At 58.0% G+C, this 25,939-nt stretch carries 19 protein-coding genes; 8 read left to right on the top strand and 11 right to left on the bottom strand.

Features of this window, described 5'->3' with window-relative positions; translation table 11 throughout:
* Positions 1-2,091: lipopolysaccharide biosynthesis protein (locus tag FJ425_RS27105; protein ID WP_246678026.1), on the top strand; the 2,091-nt coding region annotated here is incomplete at its 5' end.
* Positions 2,092-2,421: 330 nt separating this feature from the next.
* Here the strand turns inward: FJ425_RS27105 and FJ425_RS27100 are convergent.
* Complete coding sequence (locus FJ425_RS27100) at positions 2,422-3,489, bottom strand: NAD-dependent epimerase/dehydratase family protein (protein ID WP_140630997.1); 1,068 nt, start codon at positions 3,487-3,489, stop codon at positions 2,422-2,424.
* 239 nt (positions 3,490-3,728) lie between these two features.
* Positions 3,729-4,412 (bottom strand): helix-turn-helix transcriptional regulator, encoded by a 684-nt coding sequence (locus FJ425_RS27095; protein WP_140545355.1) that lies wholly within the window; start codon positions 4,410-4,412, stop codon positions 3,729-3,731.
* A 477-nt stretch (positions 4,413-4,889) separates the two neighbouring features.
* Between FJ425_RS27095 and FJ425_RS27090 the strand changes: the two genes are divergently transcribed.
* The gene (locus tag FJ425_RS27090; RefSeq protein ID WP_246678024.1) at positions 4,890-6,416 is read left to right on the top strand and encodes a sensor histidine kinase; all 1,527 of its coding nucleotides are present in this window, start codon (positions 4,890-4,892) and stop codon (positions 6,414-6,416) included.
* Here FJ425_RS27090 and FJ425_RS27085 read toward each other — a convergent pair.
* On the bottom strand, positions 6,413-7,084 hold the full coding sequence (locus tag FJ425_RS27085) for a response regulator transcription factor (RefSeq protein WP_140630533.1): 672 nt from the start codon (positions 7,082-7,084) through the stop codon (positions 6,413-6,415). The genes FJ425_RS27090 and FJ425_RS27085 overlap by 4 nt on opposite strands.
* Positions 7,085-7,733: 649 nt before the next feature.
* Here FJ425_RS27085 and FJ425_RS27080 point away from each other — a divergent pair.
* The 6 genes from FJ425_RS27080 to FJ425_RS27055 all read left to right on the top strand — a co-directional run bounded on the left by FJ425_RS27080 (position 7,734) and on the right by FJ425_RS27055 (position 13,903).
* Positions 7,734-8,456, top strand: a complete 723-nt coding sequence (locus tag FJ425_RS27080) for an NDP-sugar synthase (protein WP_140545352.1) — start codon at positions 7,734-7,736, stop codon at positions 8,454-8,456.
* A 50-nt stretch (positions 8,457-8,506) separates the two neighbouring features.
* Entirely contained in the window at positions 8,507-9,643 is a 1,137-nt protein-coding gene (locus tag FJ425_RS27075) for a DegT/DnrJ/EryC1/StrS aminotransferase family protein (protein ID WP_140545351.1), read from the top strand.
* Complete coding sequence (locus FJ425_RS27070; RefSeq protein ID WP_140630536.1) at positions 9,640-10,314, top strand: sugar transferase; 675 nt, start codon at positions 9,640-9,642, stop codon at positions 10,312-10,314. Before FJ425_RS27075 ends, FJ425_RS27070 begins: the two co-directional genes overlap by 4 nt.
* Before the next feature lie 68 nt (positions 10,315-10,382).
* Positions 10,383-11,387: an SDR family NAD(P)-dependent oxidoreductase gene (locus tag FJ425_RS27065; RefSeq protein ID WP_140545349.1), complete on the top strand. Its 1,005-nt coding sequence runs from the start codon at positions 10,383-10,385 to the stop codon at positions 11,385-11,387.
* A 26-nt stretch (positions 11,388-11,413) separates the two neighbouring features.
* Positions 11,414-12,625, top strand: coding sequence for a hypothetical protein (locus FJ425_RS27060; protein WP_246678022.1), 1,212 nt, complete (start codon positions 11,414-11,416; stop codon positions 12,623-12,625).
* Between the two features lie 15 nt (positions 12,626-12,640).
* Entirely contained in the window at positions 12,641-13,903 is a 1,263-nt protein-coding gene (locus FJ425_RS27055) for a polysaccharide biosynthesis/export family protein (protein WP_140727273.1), read from the top strand.
* A 34-nt stretch (positions 13,904-13,937) separates the two neighbouring features.
* On the opposite strand, the gene FJ425_RS27050 is transcribed toward FJ425_RS27055, so the two are convergent.
* The 8 genes from FJ425_RS27050 to FJ425_RS27015 all read right to left on the bottom strand — a co-directional run bounded on the left by FJ425_RS27050 (position 13,938) and on the right by FJ425_RS27015 (position 25,706).
* Positions 13,938-15,293 (bottom strand): HlyD family type I secretion periplasmic adaptor subunit, encoded by a 1,356-nt coding sequence (locus FJ425_RS27050; protein WP_246678020.1) that lies wholly within the window; start codon positions 15,291-15,293, stop codon positions 13,938-13,940.
* 11 nt (positions 15,294-15,304) lie between these two features.
* Positions 15,305-16,999, bottom strand: a complete 1,695-nt coding sequence (locus tag FJ425_RS27045; RefSeq protein ID WP_140727285.1) for a type I secretion system permease/ATPase — start codon at positions 16,997-16,999, stop codon at positions 15,305-15,307.
* A 336-nt stretch (positions 17,000-17,335) separates the two neighbouring features.
* Positions 17,336-18,049, bottom strand: coding sequence for a class I SAM-dependent methyltransferase (locus FJ425_RS27040; protein WP_140727271.1), 714 nt, complete (start codon positions 18,047-18,049; stop codon positions 17,336-17,338).
* Positions 18,050-18,095: 46 nt separating this feature from the next.
* The gene (locus FJ425_RS27035; RefSeq protein WP_140691210.1) at positions 18,096-18,362 is read right to left on the bottom strand and encodes an acyl carrier protein; all 267 of its coding nucleotides are present in this window, start codon (positions 18,360-18,362) and stop codon (positions 18,096-18,098) included.
* A gap of 54 nt (positions 18,363-18,416) precedes the next feature.
* Positions 18,417-19,970 carry an AMP-binding protein gene (locus FJ425_RS27030; RefSeq protein WP_181176071.1) on the bottom strand — a complete coding sequence of 518 codons (1,554 nt, stop codon included), beginning with the start codon at positions 19,968-19,970 and terminating at the stop codon, positions 18,417-18,419.
* Entirely contained in the window at positions 19,967-21,985 is a 2,019-nt protein-coding gene (gene asnB / locus FJ425_RS27025; RefSeq protein ID WP_140727269.1) for an asparagine synthase (glutamine-hydrolyzing), read from the bottom strand. Before asnB ends, FJ425_RS27030 begins: the two co-directional genes overlap by 4 nt.
* Before the next feature lie 2 nt (positions 21,986-21,987).
* Positions 21,988-22,971, bottom strand: coding sequence for an NAD(+) synthase (nadE, locus tag FJ425_RS27020; protein ID WP_181176069.1), 984 nt, complete (start codon positions 22,969-22,971; stop codon positions 21,988-21,990).
* Positions 22,968-25,706, bottom strand: a complete 2,739-nt coding sequence (locus FJ425_RS27015) for an AMP-binding protein (protein ID WP_181176067.1) — start codon at positions 25,704-25,706, stop codon at positions 22,968-22,970. The genes nadE and FJ425_RS27015 overlap by 4 nt, the downstream gene beginning before the upstream one ends.
* Between the last annotated feature and the right edge of the window lie 233 nt (positions 25,707-25,939).

Genomic DNA, 25,939 nt, shown 5'->3' with positions numbered 1-25,939 from the left:
GTAGATCTCGGGATATTTACGTTTATTTATAGAGTATTATTGGCAATATTTTCAACTGCAAAACTGTTTATATACACGTCGGATTTGATAAAATATCTGTCGATCTCGTCGTCGATGCTAAAGGCGATTGAGCCAAGGAAATTTATTTGGCGAGCTCGGGTCTGGCAAAAAATCATAAACCTTTCCAATCGTTGGGACCAAGCGCGACAGTGCAGAGAGATCACAATATTCGACCAGGGGTACGTGCAAGCTGTTGCTTCACTGTCGATTTTTCACGGGTGCGTCGACAACGTTGCGATTGCAAGAGCGCTAAAGGTCACTCCTACCGCGGATTTTACCTTGCGAGTGGTATTGCCTCGTGCAGCAGCCGAGGCGCGGTTGCGGGAGCGGATGATGCAGGCGGCTCCGGCCGAACGCATTCTCGATGCGGATTTCGAAGCGAGCATGCGGGCTTTCGGAGTGTTTCAAAATATCAATGACATCCTTGTGGCAACCGACAGGAAAACAATTTCCGTTGAAACTCTCGACGACCGATCGTTGTCGAAAAGCGTCGAGCTCGTCAGCCGCAAGATTGCCTTCAAGATGGCCCGCGATCAGGTCACTCCCATGTACCGACATCAAGTTGTCCACTCATCGCAACCGCTGACGGTAGACAATGCCTACCTTGATGACGGCGTGGATACCATCACAATACAGAACCCGCTAAATTCCGCTGCTGGAAACGACGCGGTAACGCTCGGGAAGGAAGAAATAAACCGTAGCCTGGGCTATGCCACTGTTTTTGCACTCATGATCTATGTGGCTGGGGCGGGTCTAACCAGCCTGGCGCAATTGCTGATTGCTCGTATCGTAGGCTCTACCAGCTATGGTATCTACTCCTACGTCCTTTCAACCACATCGGTGCTCGCATATCTCGCGACCCTTGGCTTCAACGTATCGTTGTTGCGCTTTGTATCTGCCTACAGGGCCCAGGGGCGCCTGGACCTGGCCCACGGCATAATCAGATTTGCCTTTCAACGCTCGTTGGCAGTGGCGTCTCTATTCGGCTTGGCAGGGGCGACCTACATCTTTCTGTCTTCGTCCTCACACAACAGGGAACTTGAGATCAGCCAGCTCTTGGGTATGGCCGCCGTTCCGCTGGTCACGACTTCAGCCTTGGGCGCGGCTCTCATCCGTGCCTTCGGCGGCGGTGTTTCTGCCCTTCTGCCAGAACGCATTGTGCGTGATGGACTGCTGCTCACATTGTTAAGTGCCGCCGCCTTGTCCGGTTCGTGGACTCTGAATGCACCATTGGTCATGCAAGCGGTGCTGACGAGTTCGGCCGTAACAGTCGCATTCGTCTTTGTCCTGTTAGCAAGATTTCAGCCGCCGGGTTTACGACATGCCGAACCTGCCGATGCGTCCAAGGATTGGTGGTCGGCGGTCCCCCCTATCATGCTGATGGCGGGTCTTGACGTCTTCATCAACAGAGCGGGGGTAATGGTGCTCGGCTGGACCGGCCACATACGCGACGCAGGCATTTTCGCCCTGGGGCTCAATGTCGCGTTGCTTGTTGGTCTCTCGTTGGTGGCCGTCTCTACAATGTTTTCGCCGACGGCAGCTACGCTTTACGCAAAAAACGACCGAAGAGGTTTACAAGAGCTGTTTTCACGAGCTGCCCTGCTTTCTTCCGGTGCCGCAATAGCAATGGCAATCCCATTGCTCTTGATTGTTCGGCCGCTTTTAAGCTGGTTCGGTGAGGATTTCGGAACTGGAGCACCGATCGCGCGGGTGCTGATGCTCGGCTACGTATTCGTGGCCCTGTGCGGACCGCAGCTCAATCTCTTGACCATGACCGGAAACGAATGGGCGGCCGCTGTGACGATGATCCTCGGGGCAGCTTTTGGTGTCGTCGGCTGTGCTATCGGAGTAGAGATCTACGGTCCGCTGGGCGCAGCAATAGGGCTCGCGCTTGCCCTGGTCGTATGGAACGTCGCCATGGCGATTTATATTCGCAAGCGACTGAAGATCACGCCCGGACTGATCTACGCGATTACGTCCTTTAACAGCCGCACGGTCGAAAGCACCCAGCGGACTTGGTTCTTGCGCTGACTTGATGCTCTGGGATTGGTGACCGGGATACCCGTCAACTTAAGCTTTCATAACCTTTGTTGCACCCACGGTCATCGGTCGAGGCGCGACAGACCCCGGCTGGCGCGATGTGATCCATTCTAATGCAGGCATCAAGGTGCGTACGGATAGGCGGGCTTGCGTATCGGCGTCTCGATGAAGCGCCAAACGAAAAAGACGCAGAGAATGCCTCGTTCTTGCCGATCAGCGAGCCGAGCGCGTTGAGAGAGATCGCCGACGGAGCCGCACCTTCAGGCGACGCCAGTGAGCTGACCGCGCGAGTCTGAGTGAGCAGCGCGAACTGCCGGCAGTCTACGCTGACACGAGCGTTTGTTGCTCCGCTTCGGAGGCCGTCGCGCTTCCATGAAAGTGTCGATACCATTCGACGAAACGGGCAACGCCATCCTGGAGCGTGGTCGCCGGCGCGAAGTCTACGGCCCGGCGAAGATCGCCTACATCGGCGCGTGTCTCGAGAACATCACCTGGAGGCAAAGGCACATCCCTCCTGAGAGCTCTGCGACCTACGGCTGTCTCTATAATCGCGATTAGCCTATTGATCTCTTCTGGCTGGTCATTGCCAATGTTGTACAGGCGATATGGGGCTGAGCTGGTAGCTGGATCAGCTGCGCGACCGTCCCAATTCCGGTCCGCACACGGTGGCGTTGCGAGTATTCGAACCACCCCTTCGACGATATCGTCGATGTAGGTAAAATCTCGCCAGACACGGCCGGCATTGGACACCTCGATCACGCGTCCTTCGGCGATGGCGCGGGTAAACGCGTAGACAGCCATGTCGGGCCTGCCCCATGGACCGTAGACGGTGAAGAACCGCAACCCTGTGACCGGCAAGCCAAATAGATGACTGTACGAATGCGCCATGGCTTCATTCGAGCGCTTGGTGGCGGCATAGAAGCTTATTGGATGGTTAGCGCCGCCATGTTCGGAAAAAGGTATGGTTTGGTTGGCGCCGTAAACCGAACTGGATGAAGCGTAGACCAGATGCTTGATGTCGAAGTGCCGACAACCCTCAAGAACATTGAGAAACGCCACGATGTTGGAATGAACATAGGCATGCGGGTCGACAAGAGAGTAACGCACGCCCGCCTGGGCAGCCAGGTGGACGACATACGATGGTTGAAAGTCGGAGAACAAAGCTTGCACCAACAATCGATCCGCCAGATCCATACGCATCGGAGTGAAACCTAGCTCGGCGCAGAGATGCGCAAAACGCGCTTCCTTGAGCTTTAGATCGTAGTAGGGCGTGAAATTATCCACGCCTATGACCCGCGCACCGTGACGCAAAAGCCGCGACGCCACATGAAACCCGATAAAGCCTGCGGCGCCGGTGACTACAACAGGACCTTTTCGTGCCAGCTGCATAACCGCCATGTCCGGACTGGATCGACCGGATATCGTTCCTGTTGAACGGGATTTGTCAGGTTGTGCGTCAAGCATGCCCGTGGTCTTGGAATTATGTCCGGCCATGACGAATTGCCCCGCTTCGAATATTTTGCATCGAGATCGTCGGCTATCTGGATCAGGCAGGAATGCGCTCGCACAGACGCAATGCCAAACCAACATACCGGACACGCGCCGCCTCGCGGTTCGAGGCGGCATTATCACGGCAATACGGAAATTCGTCCGAGCAGAGCTACCAGTTCACCCTGGCGCTTGGTTTCAGTTTTGGCAAACAGCGAGGCAAGCTGGGATCGGATCGTGGTGCGGCTCAGATGCCAGCTGCGGGCGATTTCCAATGGTGCGTCCCCTTGAGCTAACCTCATGGCAAGCTGAGTTTCAGCGCTCGTGAGGCCGAACATCTTTTGCAATGTCTGAGGATTAGCAGAGGACCGGGTCTCCCGGTCCAACAATGCTACGATACTCGTTCCGTCGGGCGCAATCACCCCGCCCTCATTGAGTATCACCGGCCGATCGTCAGTGGTGCGGATCACCACCCACGACAACGAACCTGGCAGGAAGTTGGTTGGAACGTTCGCGACCAGCCGCCTCAGCGCAGCCGTAAGCTCCGGAGCCGTGCCGGCCGTCTCACCCTGTCGTTCAAAGGTGCTTTGAGCGGCAGTGTTCCACTCCACCACCTTTTTCTCGCGATTGAGGACCAGGAAGCCACAGCCAATCCGGTCCAGCATGCCGGTGACGGATTCCAGGCTCCGGCGCTTTGACGCGCATGCTGTACCCTGCCTGTCCGACGTGTAGCGTGCCAGGCGAGCAACACTGCCGTAAGCAGTGCTCAATTCAATATGACGCTTATTCGCAACGGTGTCGTTGTGCCTATCGATGAAAGACATTGCCTTCCCACCCCTGTTGGCCGAAAACCGCTAAGATCTCCAATCGTTACGCTTGACTCTCAAAACAGATGCCTCTGCCAAAAACCTTTGATCCCAGAGGTTTGCAGCGGCTTCTTCATGCACTCTTACAATGAGTCCAGCGAACCGGACGCTCTTCGTAAATGATAGTAAGCTTGGATTTGAGGGCCGCAATCCGGCTGTGGTATTAGATCAGGCGGCGGAGTTCTAGGCTCGACGGACTAATCCGAAAGTTGTAGTCTGCGGGATATGGGGCTGCATCTGCGTAGATTGGTTTCGGCCTTGAAGGGCATCTCGCTAGCTCACATGGCTTCCATGTTGGTGCTAGTTGTCACACTAATATTCGTAATAACAAACTTAATTCATACGGAAACTGAAGCAACCTTCATATCATCTATTCCAGCTATAATTGTCGCTGCATATCTTGTTGGGCGTTGCGGAGCAATCATTGCGACCGTCGTGACAGTCGCCGCCAGCCTCGGGGCCGAACGACTTCTGCGCGGTTCAATTCCCGCAGAGGACTGGCCGCGAGCAATCTTTCTCCTGGTTTCCGGCTTTATGATCGCCTTCATGTTCCACCGCTTGCGGCAGGACCTTAGCGAGGCCCTGGAGGTCGCCGAAATTCGATTGGCCGCCGTCGAGGCAACCGAAAGCCGCTTCCGTTCGGTGTTCGAGCGTGCGGCCCTGGGCTTTGCGAACACGAATGAAAGAGGCGAGCTTCTGCAATCCAACAAACGTCTTAGTGAACTGACGGGATATACCGAAGCCGACCTTGCTCAATTTCCGCTTGCGCAACTTGTTCATCCCGATGATCGCGACAGCGTTGTTGAAGCGCTTGCCGATCAAGGCAAGTCCGCGATGCCATTCGATATGGAAGTCCGATTGAAGAAGAAGGACGGTTCCACATTCTGGGCTCGCCTGAACCTATCGTCGTACCGTTCCGACGGCCTCCTTTCAGAGAGCGCGATCATCGTTGTCGATGACATCTCGGAACGACGGACGGCGCGCGAAGCGATCCGGGTTCAGAAGGAACGGCTTGATCTGGCGCTTTCGGCGGGGCGGTTGGGAACCTGGCAAGTCGACCTCAAAAGCGGCGTTGTCACGGGTTCCGATAAATTTTGGGAAATCTTAGGCCTGCCGCGCGCCACCAGCCGGCCGATAGACGAGCTAGCTGCCGTCGTCTATTCCGCCGACTGGCCAAAGCTTGCACTTCCCAAAGAATCCGGCGCGACCACGAATTACGACGTCGAGATTAGGGTGCGACGATCGGATGGACCTGTTCGTTGGGTCGCTCTGCGCGGACGGGAGGAGCGGTATCACGATCAGCAGCTGCTGATCGGGATAGCAGCTGACCTGACTGAACGTCGGCAGACCACGCTTTTGCGCGCCACGGTCAGGAGACGGGACCGTATTTTGATCGAACAGCGCCATCGATTCAGCAATCTTTTCGCGGTCGTGATAGCGCTGGTCAAAATGGTTAGTGCTCCGGAAAACAACGTCATGAAGTTCAAGGAGGACCTAATCGATCGGATACGAGCGCTTGAGGTCACGCATATGATGATCTCCGGCCGCACCGCCAGTTCGGTATTGCTCCGGGACCTCGTGGTCCAGGAACTGTTGCCATACACGGAGACGCGAAAGATAAAGATCCATGGCCCTGACGTCATGATGTCAAGCGGCGCTGCCGAAACCTTCGCAATGGTTGTTCACGAGCTTACGACGAACTCCGTCAAACACGGCGCGCTTGGCGGTTCCCGAGGGCGCCTTGAGGTTGGATGGGCTGATAGCGGAGAAAGCGATGACGTCGTCTTCGATTGGATAGAATCGGGAAGACGCAGGAAAGCCAAGAACATCGGCCATGGCATTGGTTCGATGATATTGGGCGTCAATACCGCGCCGCTTATCGGCCATGCCTCGAAGCTGGAAATATTTGAAGGCGGTCTACGATATTCGCTGCGGTTGTCTCGACGTGAAATCGCGCCCTAGTCAGTATATTTCGAACGCCAGTTTTGTAGCGCGACGGCTGCCTCGGTGCGGTTGCGTACTCCCAGCTCACGCATTACCGCAGCGGCGTGGATTTTTGTCGTTGCTTCGGAAATGTCCAAATCGCGAGCTATCTCCTTGTTTGAGAAGCCTTCCGCCATCAGCTTGAGCACGTCACGTTGCCTTGAAGTCAACTTACTAAGGCTGGCCGCTCCCATCCGCCGTTGGGTCCATGCCCTTGCCGATTGGGGTGCGTGTGACCCGGGACCCCCGGAAGGCCGGGACAACAGCGCCGGAACATAGATGCGGCCTGCCAGAATCTCGCGCACTGCCGACACCACTTCCTGGTCCGTCTGAGATTTCACGATATAGCCGTGCAGTCCGATCGATAGGGCTTTCAATATTTCCGCTCGTGAATCATTCCCGGAAACGATTGCAAAACGGGTGTCCGGATACGCTGACAAAAAGTCGCCGAGCACTTGCTGGTTGAACAGTCCCGGCATGTTCAGATCCAGAATGGCAAGATGGATGTCCCGCTCAGCCAGGACACTGGCAGCGGCATCAAAACATCCAGCTTCGAATATCTCCAGTTCCGGGAGCTCGGCCTTGAGCGCCAAACTTAGCCCACGACGATACAAACCGTGATCGTCCGCAATGACGACTCGATACATTTGCATTCCACCCCAACGCAGGCCCTACAAAGCGGGCCCTGAAACGCCTAATGCGGCTAAACGATCAATCGGGGAACGGCCTTGGCGGTGGCCAACCACTCGTCGAACGCCCAGAAATCCGCATCACATGCGCGCCGTACCGCTAATATATTCCTCTATGGCGGAAAAATCTCTTTCTTTTTTCCGAGGACCGTTCAATCGGCCAGAATCGCACCGTCTCTGCCTTTGTCAGAACGCTAATGTCGCGATCAGGCGTGTCTATGGCCAACTACCAAAATTCCATGTGGCATCAGCTGTTTGAGCGGTAGCGAGACGTAAATTCCAGCAGGTGGATTGTGAGGTCCGCACTGGGGGATTTGAAGATCTCGTGGCTAAGCAATTTTGCAGATGCAGGTCGGCATATTCGGCGCCATCGTGCCTCGCGGCGGACGGGGGCGGACCGGCCTAGTCGCTGAACCTGCGGAGGCAATGGATTGGTGCCATTCGATTGCACGACGACATCCTTCGAACGCTCACATACCGTTCCCCATAAGATGCTCGGGACGGACACGTAGCGACTTTTCTATCCGACCCACCCTGGTCGAAAGAGGTCTGAACGCGTCTACCCAGGCACCAACCATTGACGCGGCGATGAACTATGGAGGATCGGATGAAAGCGGTTATTCAATGCGGTGGAATGGGAACACGACTTCGTCCCTTTACGTCGGTGTTGCCGAAGCCGCTGATGCCAATTGGTGCCCGGCCCGTGCTCGAGCTGCTTCTCAAGTGGCTGCGACGCAATGGCATTGAAGAGGTCTACATCACGACCGGGTATCTCGGCCATCTCATCCGCAGCGTGTGCGGTGATGGTTCGCAATGGAACCTGAAAATACGGTACACTCAGGAGATGGAGCCGCTGGGCACCATCGGGCCACTGTCGCTCATCCGAGATGAACTGACCGAACCCTTTATCGTGCTGAACGGCGACGTTCTCACCGATCTTAGCCTCAGCCGATTCACAGCTGCCCACCGCAAGCACAAGGATCCGGTGACCATCGCTACCGCCAACCGTCTTATCAAGATGGATTTCGGCGTCATCGACGAAGTCGACGATGCAGTGCAGATGTTCCGCGAGAAGCCGACGCTTTCTCATCTCGTTAGCATGGGCATCTACTGCATGAATCCGGATGTTCTGAGTTTTATTCCCTCCGGCATTCCATTCGGATTCGACGACTTGATGCTGCAGATGATGCAGCAAGGCACGGTCGTCCATGTCTACAAGCATGACGGACTCTGGCTCGATATCGGCCGCGTCGACGATTTCCAGAATGCTCAAGCCATTTCCTGGGAAGAGCAGTCGGCTTCGATCGAAGTCGCGGCAGCGGCTGCCTGACAAACAGCGAGAAACTCAAACACGAATGATGATTTGGGAGTGAGGTCACCATGCTCTTGGTCAGTGCCCCGATTTTGGGTGTTCCGGAGAAGGCGGCTCTATCAAAGGTCATTGATAGCAGCTGGTTGACCATGGGCGAGCAGGTTCGATTGTTTGAAGAGTCGTTTGCCCGCATGCATGGCGCGGACGATTGCGTTGCAGTGAGTTCCTGTACTGCGGCGCTTCATCTCATTTTGCACGGACTTGGCATTGGCCCGGGCGATGAGGTGCTGGTTCCGTCGCTAACTTTCGTGGCAACCGCGAACTCAGTGCTCTATGTCGGTGCAACTCCCGTCTTTGTCGATATTGAATCAGCCGACTTGCCGTTGATGTCGCTGGCGGAAGCCGAGGCCCGATGCACGCCGCGAACGAAGGCCATTATTCTCGTTCACTTCGCCGGGTATCTGGCCAATCGAGAACAATGGCAAAGGTTCGCTCGTGTACGGGGACTGCACATCATTGAAGACGCGGCGCATGCTCCTGGCTTGAGAGAAGTAGGGACCTTCGGCGTTGCCGCGGCCTTCAGCTTCTACGGCAACAAGAACATGACAACCGCCGAGGGTGGCGCCGTAATCGCCCAAGACCATGAACTGCTCGAAAGGATTCGCCAAGCGCGCGGGCACGGGATGACCACCGGCACACACCAGCGGCTAAACAGCCGCACGCCGCAGTATGACGTCACCATGCTTGGGTTCAATTACCGTATGGACGAGATGCGGGCCGCAATCGGACTTGTCCAGTTGGGAAACTTGCAAGAATGGAACGAAGTAAGGCGTATCCTCGTCGTCCTTTATCGGCGACTCATTGCAACACACTGCCCGGCAATAGCCGTTCCATTCAGTGAATCGCGGAGGTCGGCGCACCACATCATGCCGATACTTTTGCCGCGATACGCCGACAGGCAAGCCGTTATCGACGAACTGCGCAACCAGGGAATCCAAACAACGATCCACTATCCGCCCGTGCACCGGATGACGTTGTACCGCGAGCTTTTTCCCGGGACCCAATTGCCGCGAACAGAAGACTTTGCTCAGCGGGAATTGACGATTCCACTTCACCCGCAGATGACCTCAGCGGTGGTCGAAGCGGTTGTGGAGGCTCTGGCAACTGCGGTGAGCGGCTGTACTAAAGCGGGAACGGCCGCATGAATGCGACAGATCAATCCCTCCACCGACGCTTCGTTGCAGTCTCGGCCCATGGGTCTGCGCGGCGTTTGATCGACATCGCTATTGCGAGCGTTGCTGCGGTCTTGTTTGCGCCACTGATGCTGCTGATCGCCATCGCCCTTCTGGCCGAGGGCGGTAGGCCCGTTTTGTTTGCACAAACCCGCTTGGGCGCCGGGGCTCAGCCTTTTCGCATGTACAAGTTCCGCAAGTTCGACGTGCGATGCGATCCCCACGGCCTCGCGCTGACGGTCGCCGACGACAAGCGCATGACAACGATAGGGCGCGTGCTTGCCGCGACAAAGTTCGATGAACTGCCGCAACTATGGAATGTGATCATAGGCGACATGGCAATCATTGGGCCGCGACCGGAGAGCCTGGCGTTCGCCGATTGTTTCCACGGCGGCGCCGAGGCTGTTTTGCAGTACAAGCCTGGCCTACTCGGTCCGAGCCAGGTTCTCTTCCGCAACGAAGCGAGTTTCTATCCGAAGTTCACGGATCCGGTGCTGTACTATCGCGAGACCCTGTTTCCCGCCAAGGCCAGGATCGACCTTTCCTATTATCCGCAGCGAACTTTGGCGGCTGACGCCGTCTGGATGGCCCGCGGTTTTCTAGCCGTTCTAGGCCGGGTACCGCAGTCGCCGATCGCGACTTAGGCGCAGTCGGGCTGACACTCCGGTGAGTGTCACCGTCAGAGTGGACATGACAAGAGGGACGATTGGTCATGGACTACAAAGGCAAAAAGGTACTGGTCACGGGCGCCGATGGATTTATCGGATCGCATCTCACCGAGGCGCTGGTCCGCAACGGCGCGGATGTCACAGCATTAGCGCTCTACAATTCGTTCGACAGTCACGGCTGGCTTGACGATTTGCCGGACAACATCCGAGGCCACCTGAAATCCGTGCGTGGCGACGTGCGCGACAGCGCGTTCCTGAACAGGATCATGCGCGGCCAAGCTGTGGTTTTTCATCTGGCTGCCCTCATCGCGATTCCATATTCGTACGCGGCTGCCCAGTCATACGTAGAAACCAATGTCATGGGGACGATGAATGTTCTCGAGGCAGCGCGTCAGTGGGACACGGAACGCGTCGTGCACACCTCGACCAGCGAGGTCTACGGCACGGCGCTGACCATGCCTATCAAGGAATCTCATCCGCTGCAGGGCCAGTCTCCATATTCGGCATCCAAGATCGGGGCCGACATGATGGCCGAAGCCTACGCCAGGTCTTTTGATGTTCCCGTCGTAACTCTGCGCCCATTCAATACCTACGGCCCACGCCAGAGCGAGAGGGCGATAGTGCCGACCATAATCAGGCAGGCCCTCGACAAGAACTGCTCGGCTATCATGGTCGGGGATACGAGCCCTATCCGCGATCTAACCTTCGTCGAAGACACGGCCGCGGCATTCCTGACCGCAGGCGTGGCGGAACTCAAATTCGGCCATGCCTACAATGCCGGAAGCCAGCGTGCCGCGACGATCGCGGAGGTCCTGGACCTGGTGGTCGAGTTGAGCGGATCGAAGAAGCCTGTCTATCGAGATGAAAGCCGCTTGCGCCCACAGAACTCCGAGGTTCGCGCGCTGCTTGCAGACTCGACGCAATTCGAAACGCAGACCGGATGGCGAGCCCGTACCAATCTGCGAGATGGGTTGGAGCGCACCATATCATGGTGGAAAGCGCGTCTCAGCGAGGGGCGGGTGCGCCGGGAAATGGGCTACATGACATGACTTGTCGTCGCCGACTAGCGTTGTCGATGATCTTCGCTATCGCGTGCCTTGGTCCGCATGCTGCCGCAAGCCAGGCGAGCAATACGTCAACGTACTTTGTTGCGACGCCGGCGATGCAGTTGCCGGACTATCTGCGTCCTACGGTCGATCCCGCGTTTGGGGAAACATTCACCCGGATCACAAAATCCGGGCCGCTTGGAAATGGGGTCGCGTGTATAAAAGATTATTGCAGCCACCGTTATTCCAGCGCCCAAGCCTGGAATGCGGACCAGAGCCTTCTCGTTATAACCAACGGCTGCAACGGGATGTGCTTTTTCGACGGACACACATTCCTACCGCTGCTGAAGCGCGATCGATCGGGCGAATGTGAGTGGCATCCCCAAAATGCGGATCTGATGATTTGCGTTGGAGGCCGACGAATATCGACCTGGGCGCCGCGGACCAATCACGAGGATGTGCTGTTCGATTCAAAGGACTATCGGGATCTGCACTTCGGACCAGGCAAAGGCAACCCGAGCCGAGACGGTAACCGCCTGGCAGTGCGTGCACTTCGATCGGACGGTGCCGAGGTCGTCTTCGCGTACGATCTCAAGCAGCATAGCAAGTTTGCCGATATCGCACTTGGGCGGCTTGCTGGGGTCAATGAGAACTGTTCGATCTCTCCTCTGGGCGAAAATATTCTCTGCATCCAGGCACTGGCGGACGGCACCGAACAGGCGTTTATTTTTTCGATCGACGGCGCTCCAGGCCAGCAGTGGACAGAGCATCATCGGCCGGGGCATGGCGACATGACGGTCGACGCCGATGGGAGCGAGATCTACGTCGGCATCAGCAAATCCTATCCGGACAGCTATCAGGTGATCAAACGCCGGCTGTCTGACGGGAAAATAACTGCGCTTATGAAATACGGCGAGGCCTCGCATGCTTCTCTGCGTGCTTTGAACAAACCTGGCTGGGTGTTCCTGAGCTACGGCGGCGACCCGAATGAGGTTTCGGCCCGTCCGGAAATGGCACCCTATGCACGAGAGGTTATCGCGCTGCGCCTCGATGGCAGCGGAGAGGTTCGGCGCATAGCGCAAACGCGCAGCGTTGATTTCGACTACCGCAGCGAGACCCATGCCTCGCCGTCGCCCGATGGCTCGCAGGTAATCTGGTCCAGCAACTGGGGTGTGCCCGGCGGACCTGTTTATGACTTCGTCACCCGCGTCGACTGGTCGGAAGAGGCGAAGTCGAACTGAATGGAGATGTCACCGATGGCATTCATGAACCGAAATCTTCTTGCAGCGATAGGTGTGCTGGCTGCGGTTGATGCTGCCTCCGCGGCGGACGTACGGCCAGCCTACCATCTCTCTCCCGGCGACATCGTCGAAATAGGAATCTCTTCGATACCGGAACGAACTCAACGTGCGGTAATCCAGATGGACGGTACGATCGCGCTTCCCCAAGTCGGGAAGATATCAATCGGCGGTCTGACACCTGCCGAACTGCAGACCCGCATGGAAACGATCTTGCCTACCAAGATATTTCACCAGCGTTTGCCCGATGGGCGAGAGCAGATGATCGTTGTCCAACCTGGCGATGTGACCGCGATAGTCGCGGAATATCGTCCGATCTACGTGACTGGCGAGGTGCTCACTCCCGGCCAGCAGGCATATCGGCCTCTCATGACGGTGAGACAGGCGATTGCGGTGTCTGGCGGTCTCAGCCTTTTGCGCTCACGCGTAAATCAGACTGGTCCCGACCCGGTTGATCTGCAGCGCGACTATGAATCGCTTTGGGGGGAATACACCCGCGACTATTACCACAGTGCTCGCATTCGCGCCGAACTGCAGGATCAGCCAAGTTTCGATACCAAGCCCCCCCAAGGGTCACCATTGTCTGCCGCCTTCAGCTCGGCCATTGCCGACGCCGAGGGAGAGGCGCTGAAGATCTCTCTCGATAACTTCCAGCAGGAGCAAAGCTACGTTGATCAGGGCGCAAAGGATGCCGCGGCGCAGATCGACGTTCTGACCAAGCGCCAGCAGGTCGAGAGCGACGGGGTCAAGGCGGATGAGGATGACCTGGCTCGCGTGACGAAATTGTTTCAAGCGGGCAATCTGACCAACGCCAGGCTGTCTGACGTCAGGCGCTCCGCGCTTCTCTCTTCCAATGGGCAGCTTCAGACATCGGTCGAGCTCATGCGGGCGCGACGCCAGCAGGAGGATTATCTCAGGCAACGCGAGCGCAATGAAAACCTGCGAAGGATCGGTTTGCTGACCGAGTTGAAGGATACCGATGTCCGTCTTGCCGACACCACCGCAAGGCTCCACGCCACTAGCCAGAAATTACAGCCCGCTGGCGCGTCCGCTCTGCCGTTGCCGGTAAGCGGAGAAGCGATTCAGACCCAGATCACCATCGTGCGCAAGATTGGTGAAGAATGGCGCAAACAACTCGTCGAAGAAGATTCAGAAGTGCTTCCGGGAGATACGATCGAGGTGAGGTTCAGCAGCGATCTAGGACGTGCAGCAAGCCAGTAGGGCGTTAGCCGCGGGGGCCGCGTTTGCGGTCCTGCTATTGCTTGAAGGCCCGGGAAATCTGATCGGTCAATGGCTTAAGCAAATACGACCAGACGCTGCGCTCGTTGGTGCTTATGTGAACTTCGGCGGGCATGCCCGGTTTTAGGATTTTCTCTCCCTTCAGGCAGGTGGCCTGGTTGTCGACGTGGATGCGAGCCGAAAAATAGGAAAGCTGGCGTTCCTGATCCTTGATCAAATCTGCGGAGATACGCTTCACCGAACCCTCGCAGACGGGTGTCGTTCCGACGTCGAAAGAGGGAAAGCGGATTGATACCCGCTGCCCGGGCTGGACATCATCCATCCGGGTCGGCGGAATGAGCGCATCCACAACAAGGTTGTCGGTATCGGGTACAACCACCATGAGCACCTCTCCCGGCCCAATTACGCCTCCGACGGTGTGGATAGAGGATTCTTGCACCGTCCCGGTCTGGGGAGATCGAATATCTGTCCTTGCGAGCTCGTCGTCCGCCACTATCTTGCGCTCTTCGAGTTCTGTGCGCTTCGCTTCGTTTTCGCGGAGCTCGCTTGTCACATCGCTGCGCATCTGCTCGTCGAGCTGAAGCACCTGCAAGTCCGTTTCACTGATGTGGGCTTGCACCTCAGCGATTGCTGCAACAAGTCGCCCCGATTCACCGCGAGAACGAGCCTCTTCCAGGCTGACATTGCTCAGTCGCTCTTTGGACACCAATTTCTTGGAGTAAAGAGCTTGGACGTCGGCAAGGCTGTGGGTAAGGAGATCCAGGGAGTCATTCGTCGCGGCAAGCTGAGCCTTGAGACCGTCAATCTGATGTCTGAGTTGCATCGAGCGGCTCTGCAACTGCGCCTTTTGGCCAGCCAATGCCGTAGCCCGGCTTTCAAACAAGGCACGTTCTCCGTTGACAAGAGCAGCCACCCGCGGGTCGCTCATCCTCACGCGCAGACTGGGTGGAACCTGCATTTCCGGCAGCCCTTGCCGCTCTGCCTCGAGCCTGGCCAGACGGATGGTGACCCGGTCGAGATCTTCACTGACGATCTGCAGGTTTGAGCGTGTGAGCGTGTCGTCAAGCCTGACCAACACGGCGCCGGCACGCACATGATCACCATCCTGGGCGAAGATCCCGCCGATGGTGCCGCCGGTCCGATGTTGGACCTTCTTTACACTGCTTTCGACCACAACGGTCGCTGGCGCGATCACAGCGCCGGCGATCTTGGTTAATCCCAACCAGGTCCCTCCGCCAACGAGCAGAAAGGCGGTGGTTGCCACGCCCAGAACCAGGTTGGCACGGATGCCATCCGGATCTTTGGTCAGCCTCGTTCCGAGCCAACGACTTGCGTCGTCGACACGAGCATAGGAAATCGTCGCGTCAGACACGGAATAAGACCTCAAGCGTTGCCGGCATTTTTTTGCAGCGGAACCACTGCCGGCTGGGGGAAGGGGCGGACGACATTCGAGAGAACATCTTCTCGCGGGCCAAATGCGTGGACCATCCCGTTCGACATGACCAATACCTGGTCAATATTGACGAGCGCAGAGGGGCGATGCGCCACGACGATCACGATACCGCCACGCTGACGCACCGCCAGGATCGCCCCCGCCAACGCAACATCGCCGTCTGAATCCAAGTTGGAATTCGGTTCGTCGAGCACGACAAGAAACGGATCGCCATAAAGTGCCCTGGCCAGTCCGACTAGCTGCCTCTGCCCGGCCGACAGGGCCGTCCCGCCTTCGCCGATTCGTGTTTGGAACCCCTGAGGCAATCGCATGATCATCTTGTCGACACCCGCCGCTCGAGCGGCTGCCATGACGCCTTTTGGGTCGCTCTGGCCACCAAATCTCGAGATGTTGTCGGCAACAGTTCCATCGAACAGTTCGACATCCTGCGGCAAATAGCCGATATGAGCACCGAGCAGTTCCGAACTCCACTGATCGAGAGCAGCCTCGTCCAATCGAACGGTTCCCCGAATTGGCTTCCATACTCCGACCAGGGCACGCACCAGCGTTGTCTTCCCGGAACCGCTAGGGCCGACGACCGCCATCCCAGCGCCGCTCGCCAGGCGAAAGCTTACATTTAGAACCGTCGGCCGTTGTGCGCCTGGAGGGGCTATCGTCAATTCCTCGACGGAGAGCTGCCCCCGCGGGCTGGGAAGCTCCATGGGAGCGCTTTGGCTATCGAAAGCATCGAGCGCTGCAGTCAAGTCGGAATAGCTTCGGCGCGCGGCCAGAAATCCTCTCCAGTTTGCGATCGCGGCGTCGACCGGCGCCAAAGAGCGGCCAAGCAATATGGAAGATGCGATGATCACACCCGGGGAAGCGTCCCCCCCGATCACCAGATATGCGCCCAGCCCGAGCACACTCGATTGCAACGCCATCCTGAGTGTCTTCGACAATGATCCAGTTCCGCCCACGATGTCGGAGAGCCGTTCCTGGTTCTTGAGATAGGCATGGCTGACTTCTCCCCAGCGTCGGCCAAGCCTGGCGGAGAGACCCATCGCCTGAACGACTTCCGCGTTGCGGCGGCCTGCATCGGCAAGGATGCGTTGCGCGACCAGTGTTTCGGAAGTTCTGGCTGCGGGGCCGCGGCCGGCAATTTCTGCGACCACGGTCAAAAGCACGACAACAACGGCGCCGATGGTTGCCAGCAGCCCAAGGGAAGGGTGCAACAGGTAGATGACCACCATGTAAAACGGCATCCACGGGGCGTCGAAAAAAACGGTCGGCCCCAGGCCGGAGAGAAAGCCGCGCAACTGGTCCAAGTCGCGAAGCGGCTGCACCCGGTTCGCCTCCTGCCCGGCGACCAGGGGTACCGACAGCGATATGGTGAAGGCCTTGTGCTGCAGATTTCTGTAAAGGCGGTTGCCGATTCGAACCAGCAAGCGAAGCCGCACGAAATCGAGCAGCCCGTATATGGCATAGAGGCCCAGCATGCCGACCGTAAATCCCACGAGCGTCGGAACGCTCTGCGAGGGAAGCACACGGTCATACACCTGCAGCATGTAGACGGAGCCGGTCAGGGCTAGAATGTTTATCACCGCCGAAAAGAGACCAATGCCAACCAGCCCGGACCAACAACCCGACATGGCTGAGAGCAAATGTTGCGTACGATGTTCCCTCACGACGCGCGATCTCTCAGTCGAGATTGTCGCACGGCCTCGTGGACGCTGTCAGCGTAGGACAAGATCTTACCTTTCGTTGTGACCCGCCCACCCCGAACATTACATCAAGCTAACATTCGTCAAATTTTATCAAAATGCAGCAAAATCGTGACGCTCGGACGCTAAATCGTGAATCGCCACGAACAAGCTGGGGATAACCGACCCTGGAAAGCGAGCGTTTATTGGCCATTTGAAGATTGACGGGCTTTGCCCTTTGTCGAATCACGTTTTGATGTCTGTTGGATGAGGAAAGTGACCCGATCAGACATTCGACGCGCCTGGTTCATCGGGGTTCTTCATATGGGCGACAACGACACGGCCCTCGCCAGCTTCGTTCGAGATCGTGCCAATATTCTCGTAGGCCTTTGCGCGGTTGAGCAGGCTCACGACTTGCCGGTCCTGGCCAAGGCCAACCTCGAACAGCAGCATGCCACCTGGCCGCAGGTATTGCGGCGCGTCTCTTATCACCCGCATGTGGATGCTCAGGCCGTAAGGGCCAGCCGCAAACGCCTCGCGCGGCTCGAGCTCGGTCAAGTGAGAGCGGTCGCCCTCGAGCCGCTTTTCCGAGATGTATGGCGGGTTGCAGACGATCATGTCGATCCTGCCGACAAGTTCCGGGCCGGAGAGAGGCTCAAACAGGTCGCCCTGCAGCACCGAAACGCGGCCTGCCAGTCCATGATGGTCGACGTTGCGGCGTGCGGCTTTGACGCACCCATCAGTTAAGTCGCTCGCCCAGATCCGAGCGGTGGGGGCATAGTGCGCTATGGCGCATGCCAGATTGCCTGCGCCGCAGCACATGTCGATAACGCGGGGTTCTGCAGTCCTCAACTGATCCAAGGCGCCGAGGGCGGCTGTGCCCAGCAGTTCCGTCTCCGGGCGCGGCACAAGCGCGCCAGGTGCAACGAGCAACTCCAGCCCCATGAAGATGGTGCGCCCTTTGCTGTAGGCATCCTCGACGCTGATTTCTTGGCTCACGACAAACCCGCTTTTCCCAATGCTGTCGTTCGGGAGACAGCTATGATCAGTTCTTTTTTCGGATGACGTATTGTGCAATCCCTTGGATGGAATCGAGGTTCTCAGGCAGAAGCTCGCTGTCTTCGACGATAATGCCGAAGGTTTCCTCAATGAATCCGATGACCTCCAGGACTCCCGTCGAGTCGACGATACCTTGGTCGAGCAGGGACGTATTGTTTTCCAGAGCCTCAGCGTCGGCAACATAGAAGTTGGACGCCAGGAACCCTCGAATTTTCTCGCTGTAAGTCTCTATCCTGTCTTCGCTGGACAACATTTTGCTTCCCCGATTAAAATAAGAAAATTGACGTCAAGTCTCGTGGAAAACGGCTTATGCTAAAGCCGTCTTCTTAAGTTTTCCCGTATCTGTCATTGGCAGGCTGGATACGATAACAATTGATTTTGGCACCATGAAATTTTCCAGCCGCCTTTGACATTCCTTCTGCAGTTGTTTCTCGTCGATGGACCTTCCTTGCTCCATCACGACGAACGCCTTCACCGCCTGCCCAAGAAGTTCGTCCGGAACGCCTATCACGGCGGCCTCCCGCACCCCTGGAATGCCAACAAGCGCGTTCTCAACCTCTTTGGGCGCGACCTTCTCGCCACGGGATTTGATGATCTCATCGCCACGACCTACGAAATAAAGGTACCCTTCCGCGTCGATCCGGCAGTAGTCGCCGGTGTAGAGGACCTGTTCACCGGGCAGAGGACCAGGTTTAAGCTTCCTTGCGGTCGCCTCTGGCTTGCCCCAGTAGCCCTTCATCACGGTCGCCCCCCGGATGACGAGCTGGCCGACGACGTCGGGGCCGACCCGCTTGTCATCGTCGTCGACGATCCACATTTCCGTGTTCGGGATGGCTATCCCGACGCTCGACGGCTTTCGCTCGAGGTCCTCGGGCGGCAGGTAGGTGCAGCGCTTGCACTCGGTGAGCCCGTACATTGAATAGATGCGCGCGCTCGGAAAAAGGTCCTGGAGCATGAGAATATGCTTCAACGGCAGGGCGGCCGCGGTATTCGTAACGTAGCGAATGCTCGAAAAATCCTGGTCCTTCAGCGATTTGAGCTCCGAGAGCGCCGCAAAAATAGTAGGCACGCCCGGGAAGCCTGTAACTCGCTCTTGCTTGACCAGTCCGAGGATCTGCGCTGCAAAAGCAAACGAGCGTTCAAGCACCAGACGGGCGCCAGTGCGGAACGCCATGATCATCTGATATAGGCCGTAGTCGAATGCCAAGGGCAGGACATTCAGGATCACTTCGTCTTCGCCGAGCTCAAGGTACGATGCGATCGAGGTGCAAGCCGCCATCATGTTTGTGTGCGTCAGCATCACGCCCTTGGGCTCGCCGGTAGAACCTGACGTGTAGATTATGGCGGCGAGATCAATGTCGATGCATCGGCGCGCCGGTGCCGCCCTGTTGCCGGCAATCGCAACGTCCCAGCGAACCGCATGGGGCAGTTGCATCAACTCGGCGTCATCTATAGGCCCGGAGACAATCATCCGGCGCAGTGACGGACAGTTGCGGGCCGGCTCGCTGAAGACCGAGGTCAGATGGTTGTCCGTTATCAGCGCGGCCGGCAGGCAGTCGTTGAGCAGGTAAAGAAGCTTGTCGCTCTTGGTCAGCGGGTTGACGATGCACACCACGGCGTTCGCTTTGAGCACGGCCCAGAAGCTGACGACCGTCTCGACGGTGTTGTCGGCGAAGATCATCACGCGATCGCCGCGCGTCACTCCGGCGTCCGCCAGGTGTTGCGCAACGCTGTTGGCACGGGTCTCGATCTCGGCATAGGTCACGCGTTGCCCGCCGCAGACCAGCGCCACCTTGTCACCCAGCCGGTCGGCCGAGTGCCTGAGATAATCGTGCAACAGCGGTATGGCTCCATGCATCATGCCAACACCTCTTCCTTGATCTCATGGTCAACGTCGACGCTGAGCTCGATCTTCTGCCTGCCGATGGGGCGGCTTGCGATAAACTGCTGGTGAAGAAGCTGGGTGGAGAGCACGCCCACCAGCGCCATATTGTCGGAATTGGAAAGATCTTGGTCCACGGTCCTGGCTCGGCACTTGCCCAGCAGGCGCGCGACCGACTCCGCATCGAAGACATTTGCGTCGCGCAATGCTCTTTCCGAAAGTGCCTCGCGCACATAGGCTGGTGCATTGTCGGCAACGAAGCATTGGGCGTTCGGCGCCCTGTAGGGCTGTTTCTTGCGGGCGATGACTTCCGGCGGCAGGATCGGTTCGGCCACCCGCTTCAGCACGTGCTTCTCATCCAGAACGCGCAGCTTGTATTTGGCTGGAAGCGAGTTCGCGAGTTTTACAACGTCATCGTCGAGGAACGGGAAGCGCCCTTCGACAGAGTTGCCCATCAGCATTCGGTCTCCCTGCGAGGAGAGCAGATAGCCGGACATCAAAGTCTGGATTTCGATATACTGGTCTTGTGCGAGAGAGTCCCAGCGCGAAAATTCGGCGGGCAGGCGCGCAAGGAACGCGGCGGCCGCGTTGTTCGGTTCGGTCTCGGCTTTCATGTCGGCAGAAAACAACCGCTTGAGAGCGCTGGTCGTGCGCCAACGGGTGCCATGTGCGAAACCTGGCGCATCATGGGCGTGGATGTCGTATCCGAAGAACTGACGCGCCATTGCTTGCTGATGCACCGGAGAACGAGTGAGATAGGGGTACAGGTGCTCCAGCAATCGCGCGCGTCTCGTCGAGGATGGTTGATGCCCCCAGAAGCGGCGCACCTTGCCTTCCCGGAACAGGTCGTAGCCGGCGAACATTTCATCCGCGCCTTCGCCCGTCAGCACGACCTTGATTCCGTGCTCGCGTACCAATCTTGAAAGCAGAAGCAGTGGCGCCGGCGCGGTCCTCAGGATCGGACGTTCGGTGTGGTAGATCACCTCTGGAAAGACATCGGCGATATCGCTGCGAGAAACCGTCACCTCGTGGTGCTCGCTGCCGGTCGCGCCTACCACCAATCGCTGGTAGCTGGTCTCGTCATATTCAGCATCGGCAAACCGCAGCGAAAATGTCTGGAAGCGGTCGCCGGCGATGCGGCTTGCCATCATGGCGACAAGCGAGCTGTCGAGTCCGCCAGACAGGTAGCAGCCAACAGGCACATCGGCCTGGTCGATCCGCAGCGCCGTCGCCGACTGCAGAGCCTCGCGCACTTTGTCCACGGCATCATCGAGCGACCCTGGGAATTCACGGCGTTCGTCGAACGCCTCGGGATAGCTGGGTTTCCAGAATGCCTGCTCACGAACGGTTCCGTTCTCATAGACGCGAATGTGGCCAGGCTTGAGTTCCCGAACCCCCTTGAACACGCCTTGCGGCGGAACCACCGTCCAGAGAGTGAACGTCTGATCAATACCGGCTGGATCAAAGGCTCGCGGCAAAGCCGCGTCGGCCGCGAAAATGGCCTTCACTTCGCTGGAAAAATAGAGGCGCCCGGCGTGCTCGCAAAAATGCAGGGGGCATATGCCGAACCGATCGCGCGATAGGACGAGGCGGCCGGCCAGCGAATCCCAGATCGCGATTGCCCATTGGCCGTTCATGCGCTCAAAAGCGGAGTCACCCCATTCGCGATATGCATGAACCGCCACTTCGGTGTCGCTGCGGGTGCGGAAGCGATGACCAAGCGCGACCAGCTTTTCGCGAAGCTCAACGTAGTTGAAAATCTCGCCGTTGAAGACAATCCAGGCCTTGCCGCCCGTGTCGGCAAGCGGCTGTTGCCCACTCGAAAGGTCGACAATTGAAAGGCGTGCGTGGGCCAGCCCCGCGCGATTGTCGCGGTAGAGACCGTGTTCGTCCGGACCGCGATGCACGAGCGACCCAGCCATGCGCAGGAGCGCCTCGCGTGAAGGCCGCGCCGCTGTAGCGTCCAGTGCCACGATTCCGGCTATGCCGCACACGCTCAGCCCTCGTCCATCTCGACGGCGGGCAGGGGTCTCGCGTGAAGATAACGCGCTGCGCGCCGCTTGCTTTCAATGTCCTTGAAGACTTTCTGAACCTGGTCGGGAGTGAGGCCGGCGACCGCTGCGATCTCGTTGGCAGAAATGCCGTGGTTCAGGCCATAGAGACACAAATCCGTCAGGTGATATGGCAATGCGAAATAGAACTCCTCCTGGCTCTGCGCCATGGAGAACGTATCCGTGGTTGGTGGCCTGCGCCGCACCTCGGGGTCTATCCCGAGATACTCCGCTAGTTGATAGACTTGCGTCTTGTAGAGGTGGACGATCGGCAGCACGTCGGCGATTCCATCGCCCTGTTTGACGAAAAAGCCTTGGTCGTGCTCCAGCCGGTTTGGCGTACCTGCCACCGCGTAGTTGAGACGGTCCGCATGGTAATACTCCGTCATCTTTCGCACGCGTTGCTTGTAGTTGGTGGCGGCGACGATCTGCAGATAGGTTGCGGGTGGCAGTCTGACCGTGTCGACTTGGCCATCCGGATCCTCGACCGTCAGCCTGGTAATGTTGATGCCGTTGCTTTCCAGAACCGACGCCATCACCAGCTTGCACTTCCAGCCTTGACCGTAGGCGGGAACGACGGTCCGGATCGCCTCGATCTGACGTGAATAGGCACCGATGCCCTCCAGGGCAGGCGTGATGTCTTCAACGATCGAGTCGATACCAAGTTGCGATGCAACCGTTCGGCCAAGCCGCAGCGAGTCGCCGGAAGAATGGGATTCCGGCATGAACAGGCCGAGGACCTTATCTTTCCCCAACGCGCCGACGCAGAGCGCCGCGACAACGGAGCTGTCGATGCCCCCGGAGAGGCCGACAACGACGCCTCGGCGCCGGAGTGTACCAAAGACTTGTCGGCGCAAGGCTTCTACGATGCGATCGACCTCGGCACGAGCGTCGAGCACCAGGGCATCCTTGCCAAACCCCGAGATCACGTCGATGACCGTTCCTCCCCCTGGCGAGATTCTTCCGGCAGATAAGTTCGGGCCACGGCCGCCTCGATGAGCGGGCGGTTGGAGGCCACGTTAGGCTCTGAGACCATGTCGATGTGGGTGCCGATGATTGGGATCACATCCAGGTCTGCGAAAGCATTGTCCCACCCGATGGCGCGAGGCATTCCAGGACGGGCGCAGCGAAATAGGGTACCGGTGATCGGCAGTCGGGGTCTTGGCGTCTGGAGCCACTGAAAAAACGCCTTTGCCCTCAAAACTTCCTGAAGCTCCAGCTTGGCCCTAAAGCTGGTCGCGTTGAATTTCTCCTGGGCATAGCGATCAAGCAAGCGGGCCAGTTGCATCTCGTAGCCCATTCGGACCACGACTTTTGCAAGGGCGCGGCAAGCCATTCTGTAGGCGGTAATCCGATTGGTTCGGATTCGATGAATTGTGCGGACGACCGTCTCTCGGTAAGTGCTCCGTTCACCGAGCAGGCTTGTGTCGAGGATGCCCAGAAATTTCACATTTCGCCCGACAGCCAGCAGTCTTGAAGCAACTTCAAAAGCAACGACGCCGCCAAGCGAATGGCCGAGAAGTCGTACGTTACCTTCAGGCTGGGCGCGGCGTATCTGGTCGAGCGCGGCCTCGGCCATATCTGCGACCGAGTTTTTTCCCTGCAGTATCATTGCCAGGGCTGGATACCTGATCGGGATAACCCGGGCGGTTCTACCCATGGAGGCCGCGAAGGCGGCAAGGCTAGGGCCATAGCCGACAGACCCCGGGAGCAGGAAGAGAATTGGCGGATGCTCTTTGCGCGAGCTGGCCTGCTCGTTACCTGCTTTCGCGGCCGCGACGGCTTTCACCATTTCGTCGAAATTCATTCCGACGGTGAAAGGTTCAAGGTCGATCTCCAGGCCGAGGACGCTTTCGATCTCCATGACACAATGCAGCAGCTTCAGCGAATCGCCGCCGGCGTCATCCCAACGTCCCGCGGCAACGCGCGTGTTCAGAATCTTGGTCCAGGCACGTTGCACGATCTGCTGGATAGTCCGTTCGGGTCCTGTATTCGGAGCCTGGACAATGCGGTCCTGCCTCACGCTTGCGCCGTCCAATTCGGCGAGCCTCGCCATGTCGACCTTCCCGCCCGGCAGGCGTGGAATTTCGGCAATGGCGTGCAGTCTCAATGGGCATAGAGGCGGCGGCAGCGTCGTCCGGGCAAGATGGCGGAGATCGTCCGCGAAGTTGGAAGTGGCCGGCCCGCGAGGTACGGCAAAGGCGATGAGTTCCGTTGACGCCGTCACAATCGCTACAGCGTCCTCGACGGAAGGCGCGCCACGCAAAACCCGCTCCAGTTCCGCGGGTTCAACGCGTCGGCCATTGATTTTTATCTGACGTCCCTTGCGACCGATGATCTGTAGCAGGCCATGGTTGTCCAGTTGAACGAGGTCACCCGTTTCAAAGATGCGGACGGACGGGTTTTCGGGGTCTGCAGCCACGGGCACGACGACGCCGTTCTCCCAATGGCCAAGCAAGACATACGGACTTTTTATGACAAGCTCTCCAGTCCCGCCGGGCGGCACCGGGCGTCCTTGCTCGTCGATGATCGCAAAACTAATCCCTGGAAGAAGCCATCCAACGGGAACCGAGGCAGCCTGCTCCGGCCAATCGGTCGGTACAAACCATTGTGATCCTGTCGTCTCGGTTGACGAGTAGCCGATCTGCACCAGGCAGTTGCTTGAAACGGCGTCGCGTAGCAGCTTGATGTCAGACCGTGAAACCTTTTCGCCGCCGATCCGAGCCACCCTGAGACTGCGGAATGCGTCTTCTGATTTGTTCGCCATAAGCGCACGCAGGAGAGCCGGCACCAGGTAAGTGACAGTCACTCCCTCGGCTTGCATCCGGTGTAAAACCGCGCGCAAGCCTACGGCTTCGACCTCAAGAAGATGCAATGTGGCGCCGGTAAGAAGGGCGGCCAGCACCTCTCGACACCCGGCGATGGTGGCCGGTCCCGTGAGAGGCAGGAATACATCCTGCGCGTTGATGTGGCAGGCGTTTACATATTGCTGAACACGCCATAGCAGGCTGCGTTGACTGTTGACGATGCCTTTTGGCCGACCTGTACTGCCCGAAGTGTAAAGGACGATCGCGGGGGCATCGACGGATACCGGATGGAGCTGGGGAACGCGATCGCTCTTCGGTTCGCCGCGGGGCGAGACATTTATCCAGCCGACAGCTCGCGGCAGGCCCGTGGGTCGGACATCTCCATCCCCTATGATGGTCGATAACCGCGCCTCGGACACGATCGCATTGATCCTGGTGTCCGGATCCCTCGTGTTCAGAGGTACCAAAGGCCGCCCTGCGGCCATGCTCGCCAGCATCGCCAACGGAAAGAAGGCCGTATTCGCAAGAAGAATACCGACGGCGTTGCCGGCGGGAGTGATGGCGAGGATGCGGCTAGCCAGCGCTTCGACAGCCGAGACGAGTTCCGAATAAGTGAAGCGGTTGGTTGCGTCGGTAATCGCCAGCTTTTCGGGATACTGACTGGCCACATTTTTCAAATGATCGACAATGGCGACATCGGCATAATCAGCGTCCATCCGCTGATAGGGGCGCAAGACAGGGCCGCCTTGGTCGAGAGCGTATTCCGGGACGTTCGTCCATTTGTTATATGCCGCCGATTGAGAATCCGTCCGCGGATATTCAATCGCGAGTTCCGATCCTGAGTAGGCTGGTGACATGACGGGCTCACGCTATGGATAGCGTCAGTTATCGCCGCCTGCACAAACCATTTCATCGATCATTCTGATGATGCTGGCGACGCTAGAGGTGTACATCGAAAAATTTCGCGCCCGCCTCGTGACGACGGGCCGTCAGACTTAAAGAACAGCCGTACGACATGGAGAGCTGATGCCGCGGCGCGGGGCGGGGCAGATTTGCATTCTGAATGGCTCGTCTAGCGCCACGGTCTATG

The sequence above is a fragment of the Mesorhizobium sp. B2-7-2 genome, from assembly GCF_006440775.1.
GTDB lineage: Bacteria > Pseudomonadota > Alphaproteobacteria > Rhizobiales > Rhizobiaceae > Mesorhizobium.
The sequence above is the reverse complement of the archived record's forward strand: the minus strand, read 5'-3'. Positions and strand labels throughout refer to the sequence as shown.

Excerpts from the sequence above, each read along its gene's own strand:
- FJ425_RS27100 (WP_140630997.1), bottom strand. The coding sequence starts at position 3,489 with ATGCAGCTGGCACGAAAAGGTCCTGTTGTAGTCACCGGCGCCGCAGGC.
- FJ425_RS27095 (WP_140545355.1), bottom strand. The coding sequence starts at position 4,412 with ATGTCTTTCATCGATAGGCACAACGACACCGTTGCGAATAAGCGTCAT.
- FJ425_RS27085 (WP_140630533.1), bottom strand. The coding sequence starts at position 7,084 with ATGTATCGAGTCGTCATTGCGGACGATCACGGTTTGTATCGTCGTGGG.
- FJ425_RS27080 (WP_140545352.1), top strand. The coding sequence starts at position 7,734 with ATGAAAGCGGTTATTCAATGCGGTGGAATGGGAACACGACTTCGTCCC.
- FJ425_RS27075 (WP_140545351.1), top strand. The coding sequence starts at position 8,507 with ATGCTCTTGGTCAGTGCCCCGATTTTGGGTGTTCCGGAGAAGGCGGCT.
- FJ425_RS27070 (WP_140630536.1), top strand. The coding sequence starts at position 9,640 with ATGAATGCGACAGATCAATCCCTCCACCGACGCTTCGTTGCAGTCTCG.
- FJ425_RS27065 (WP_140545349.1), top strand. The coding sequence starts at position 10,383 with ATGGACTACAAAGGCAAAAAGGTACTGGTCACGGGCGCCGATGGATTT.
- FJ425_RS27060 (WP_246678022.1), top strand. The coding sequence starts at position 11,414 with ATGATCTTCGCTATCGCGTGCCTTGGTCCGCATGCTGCCGCAAGCCAG.
- FJ425_RS27055 (WP_140727273.1), top strand. The coding sequence starts at position 12,641 with ATGGCATTCATGAACCGAAATCTTCTTGCAGCGATAGGTGTGCTGGCT.
- FJ425_RS27045 (WP_140727285.1), bottom strand. The coding sequence starts at position 16,999 with ATGTCGGGTTGTTGGTCCGGGCTGGTTGGCATTGGTCTCTTTTCGGCG.
- FJ425_RS27035 (WP_140691210.1), bottom strand. The coding sequence starts at position 18,362 with ATGTTGTCCAGCGAAGACAGGATAGAGACTTACAGCGAGAAAATTCGA.
- FJ425_RS27030 (WP_181176071.1), bottom strand. The coding sequence starts at position 19,970 with ATGATGCATGGAGCCATACCGCTGTTGCACGATTATCTCAGGCACTCG.
- FJ425_RS27015 (WP_181176067.1), bottom strand. The coding sequence starts at position 25,706 with ATGTCACCAGCCTACTCAGGATCGGAACTCGCGATTGAATATCCGCGG.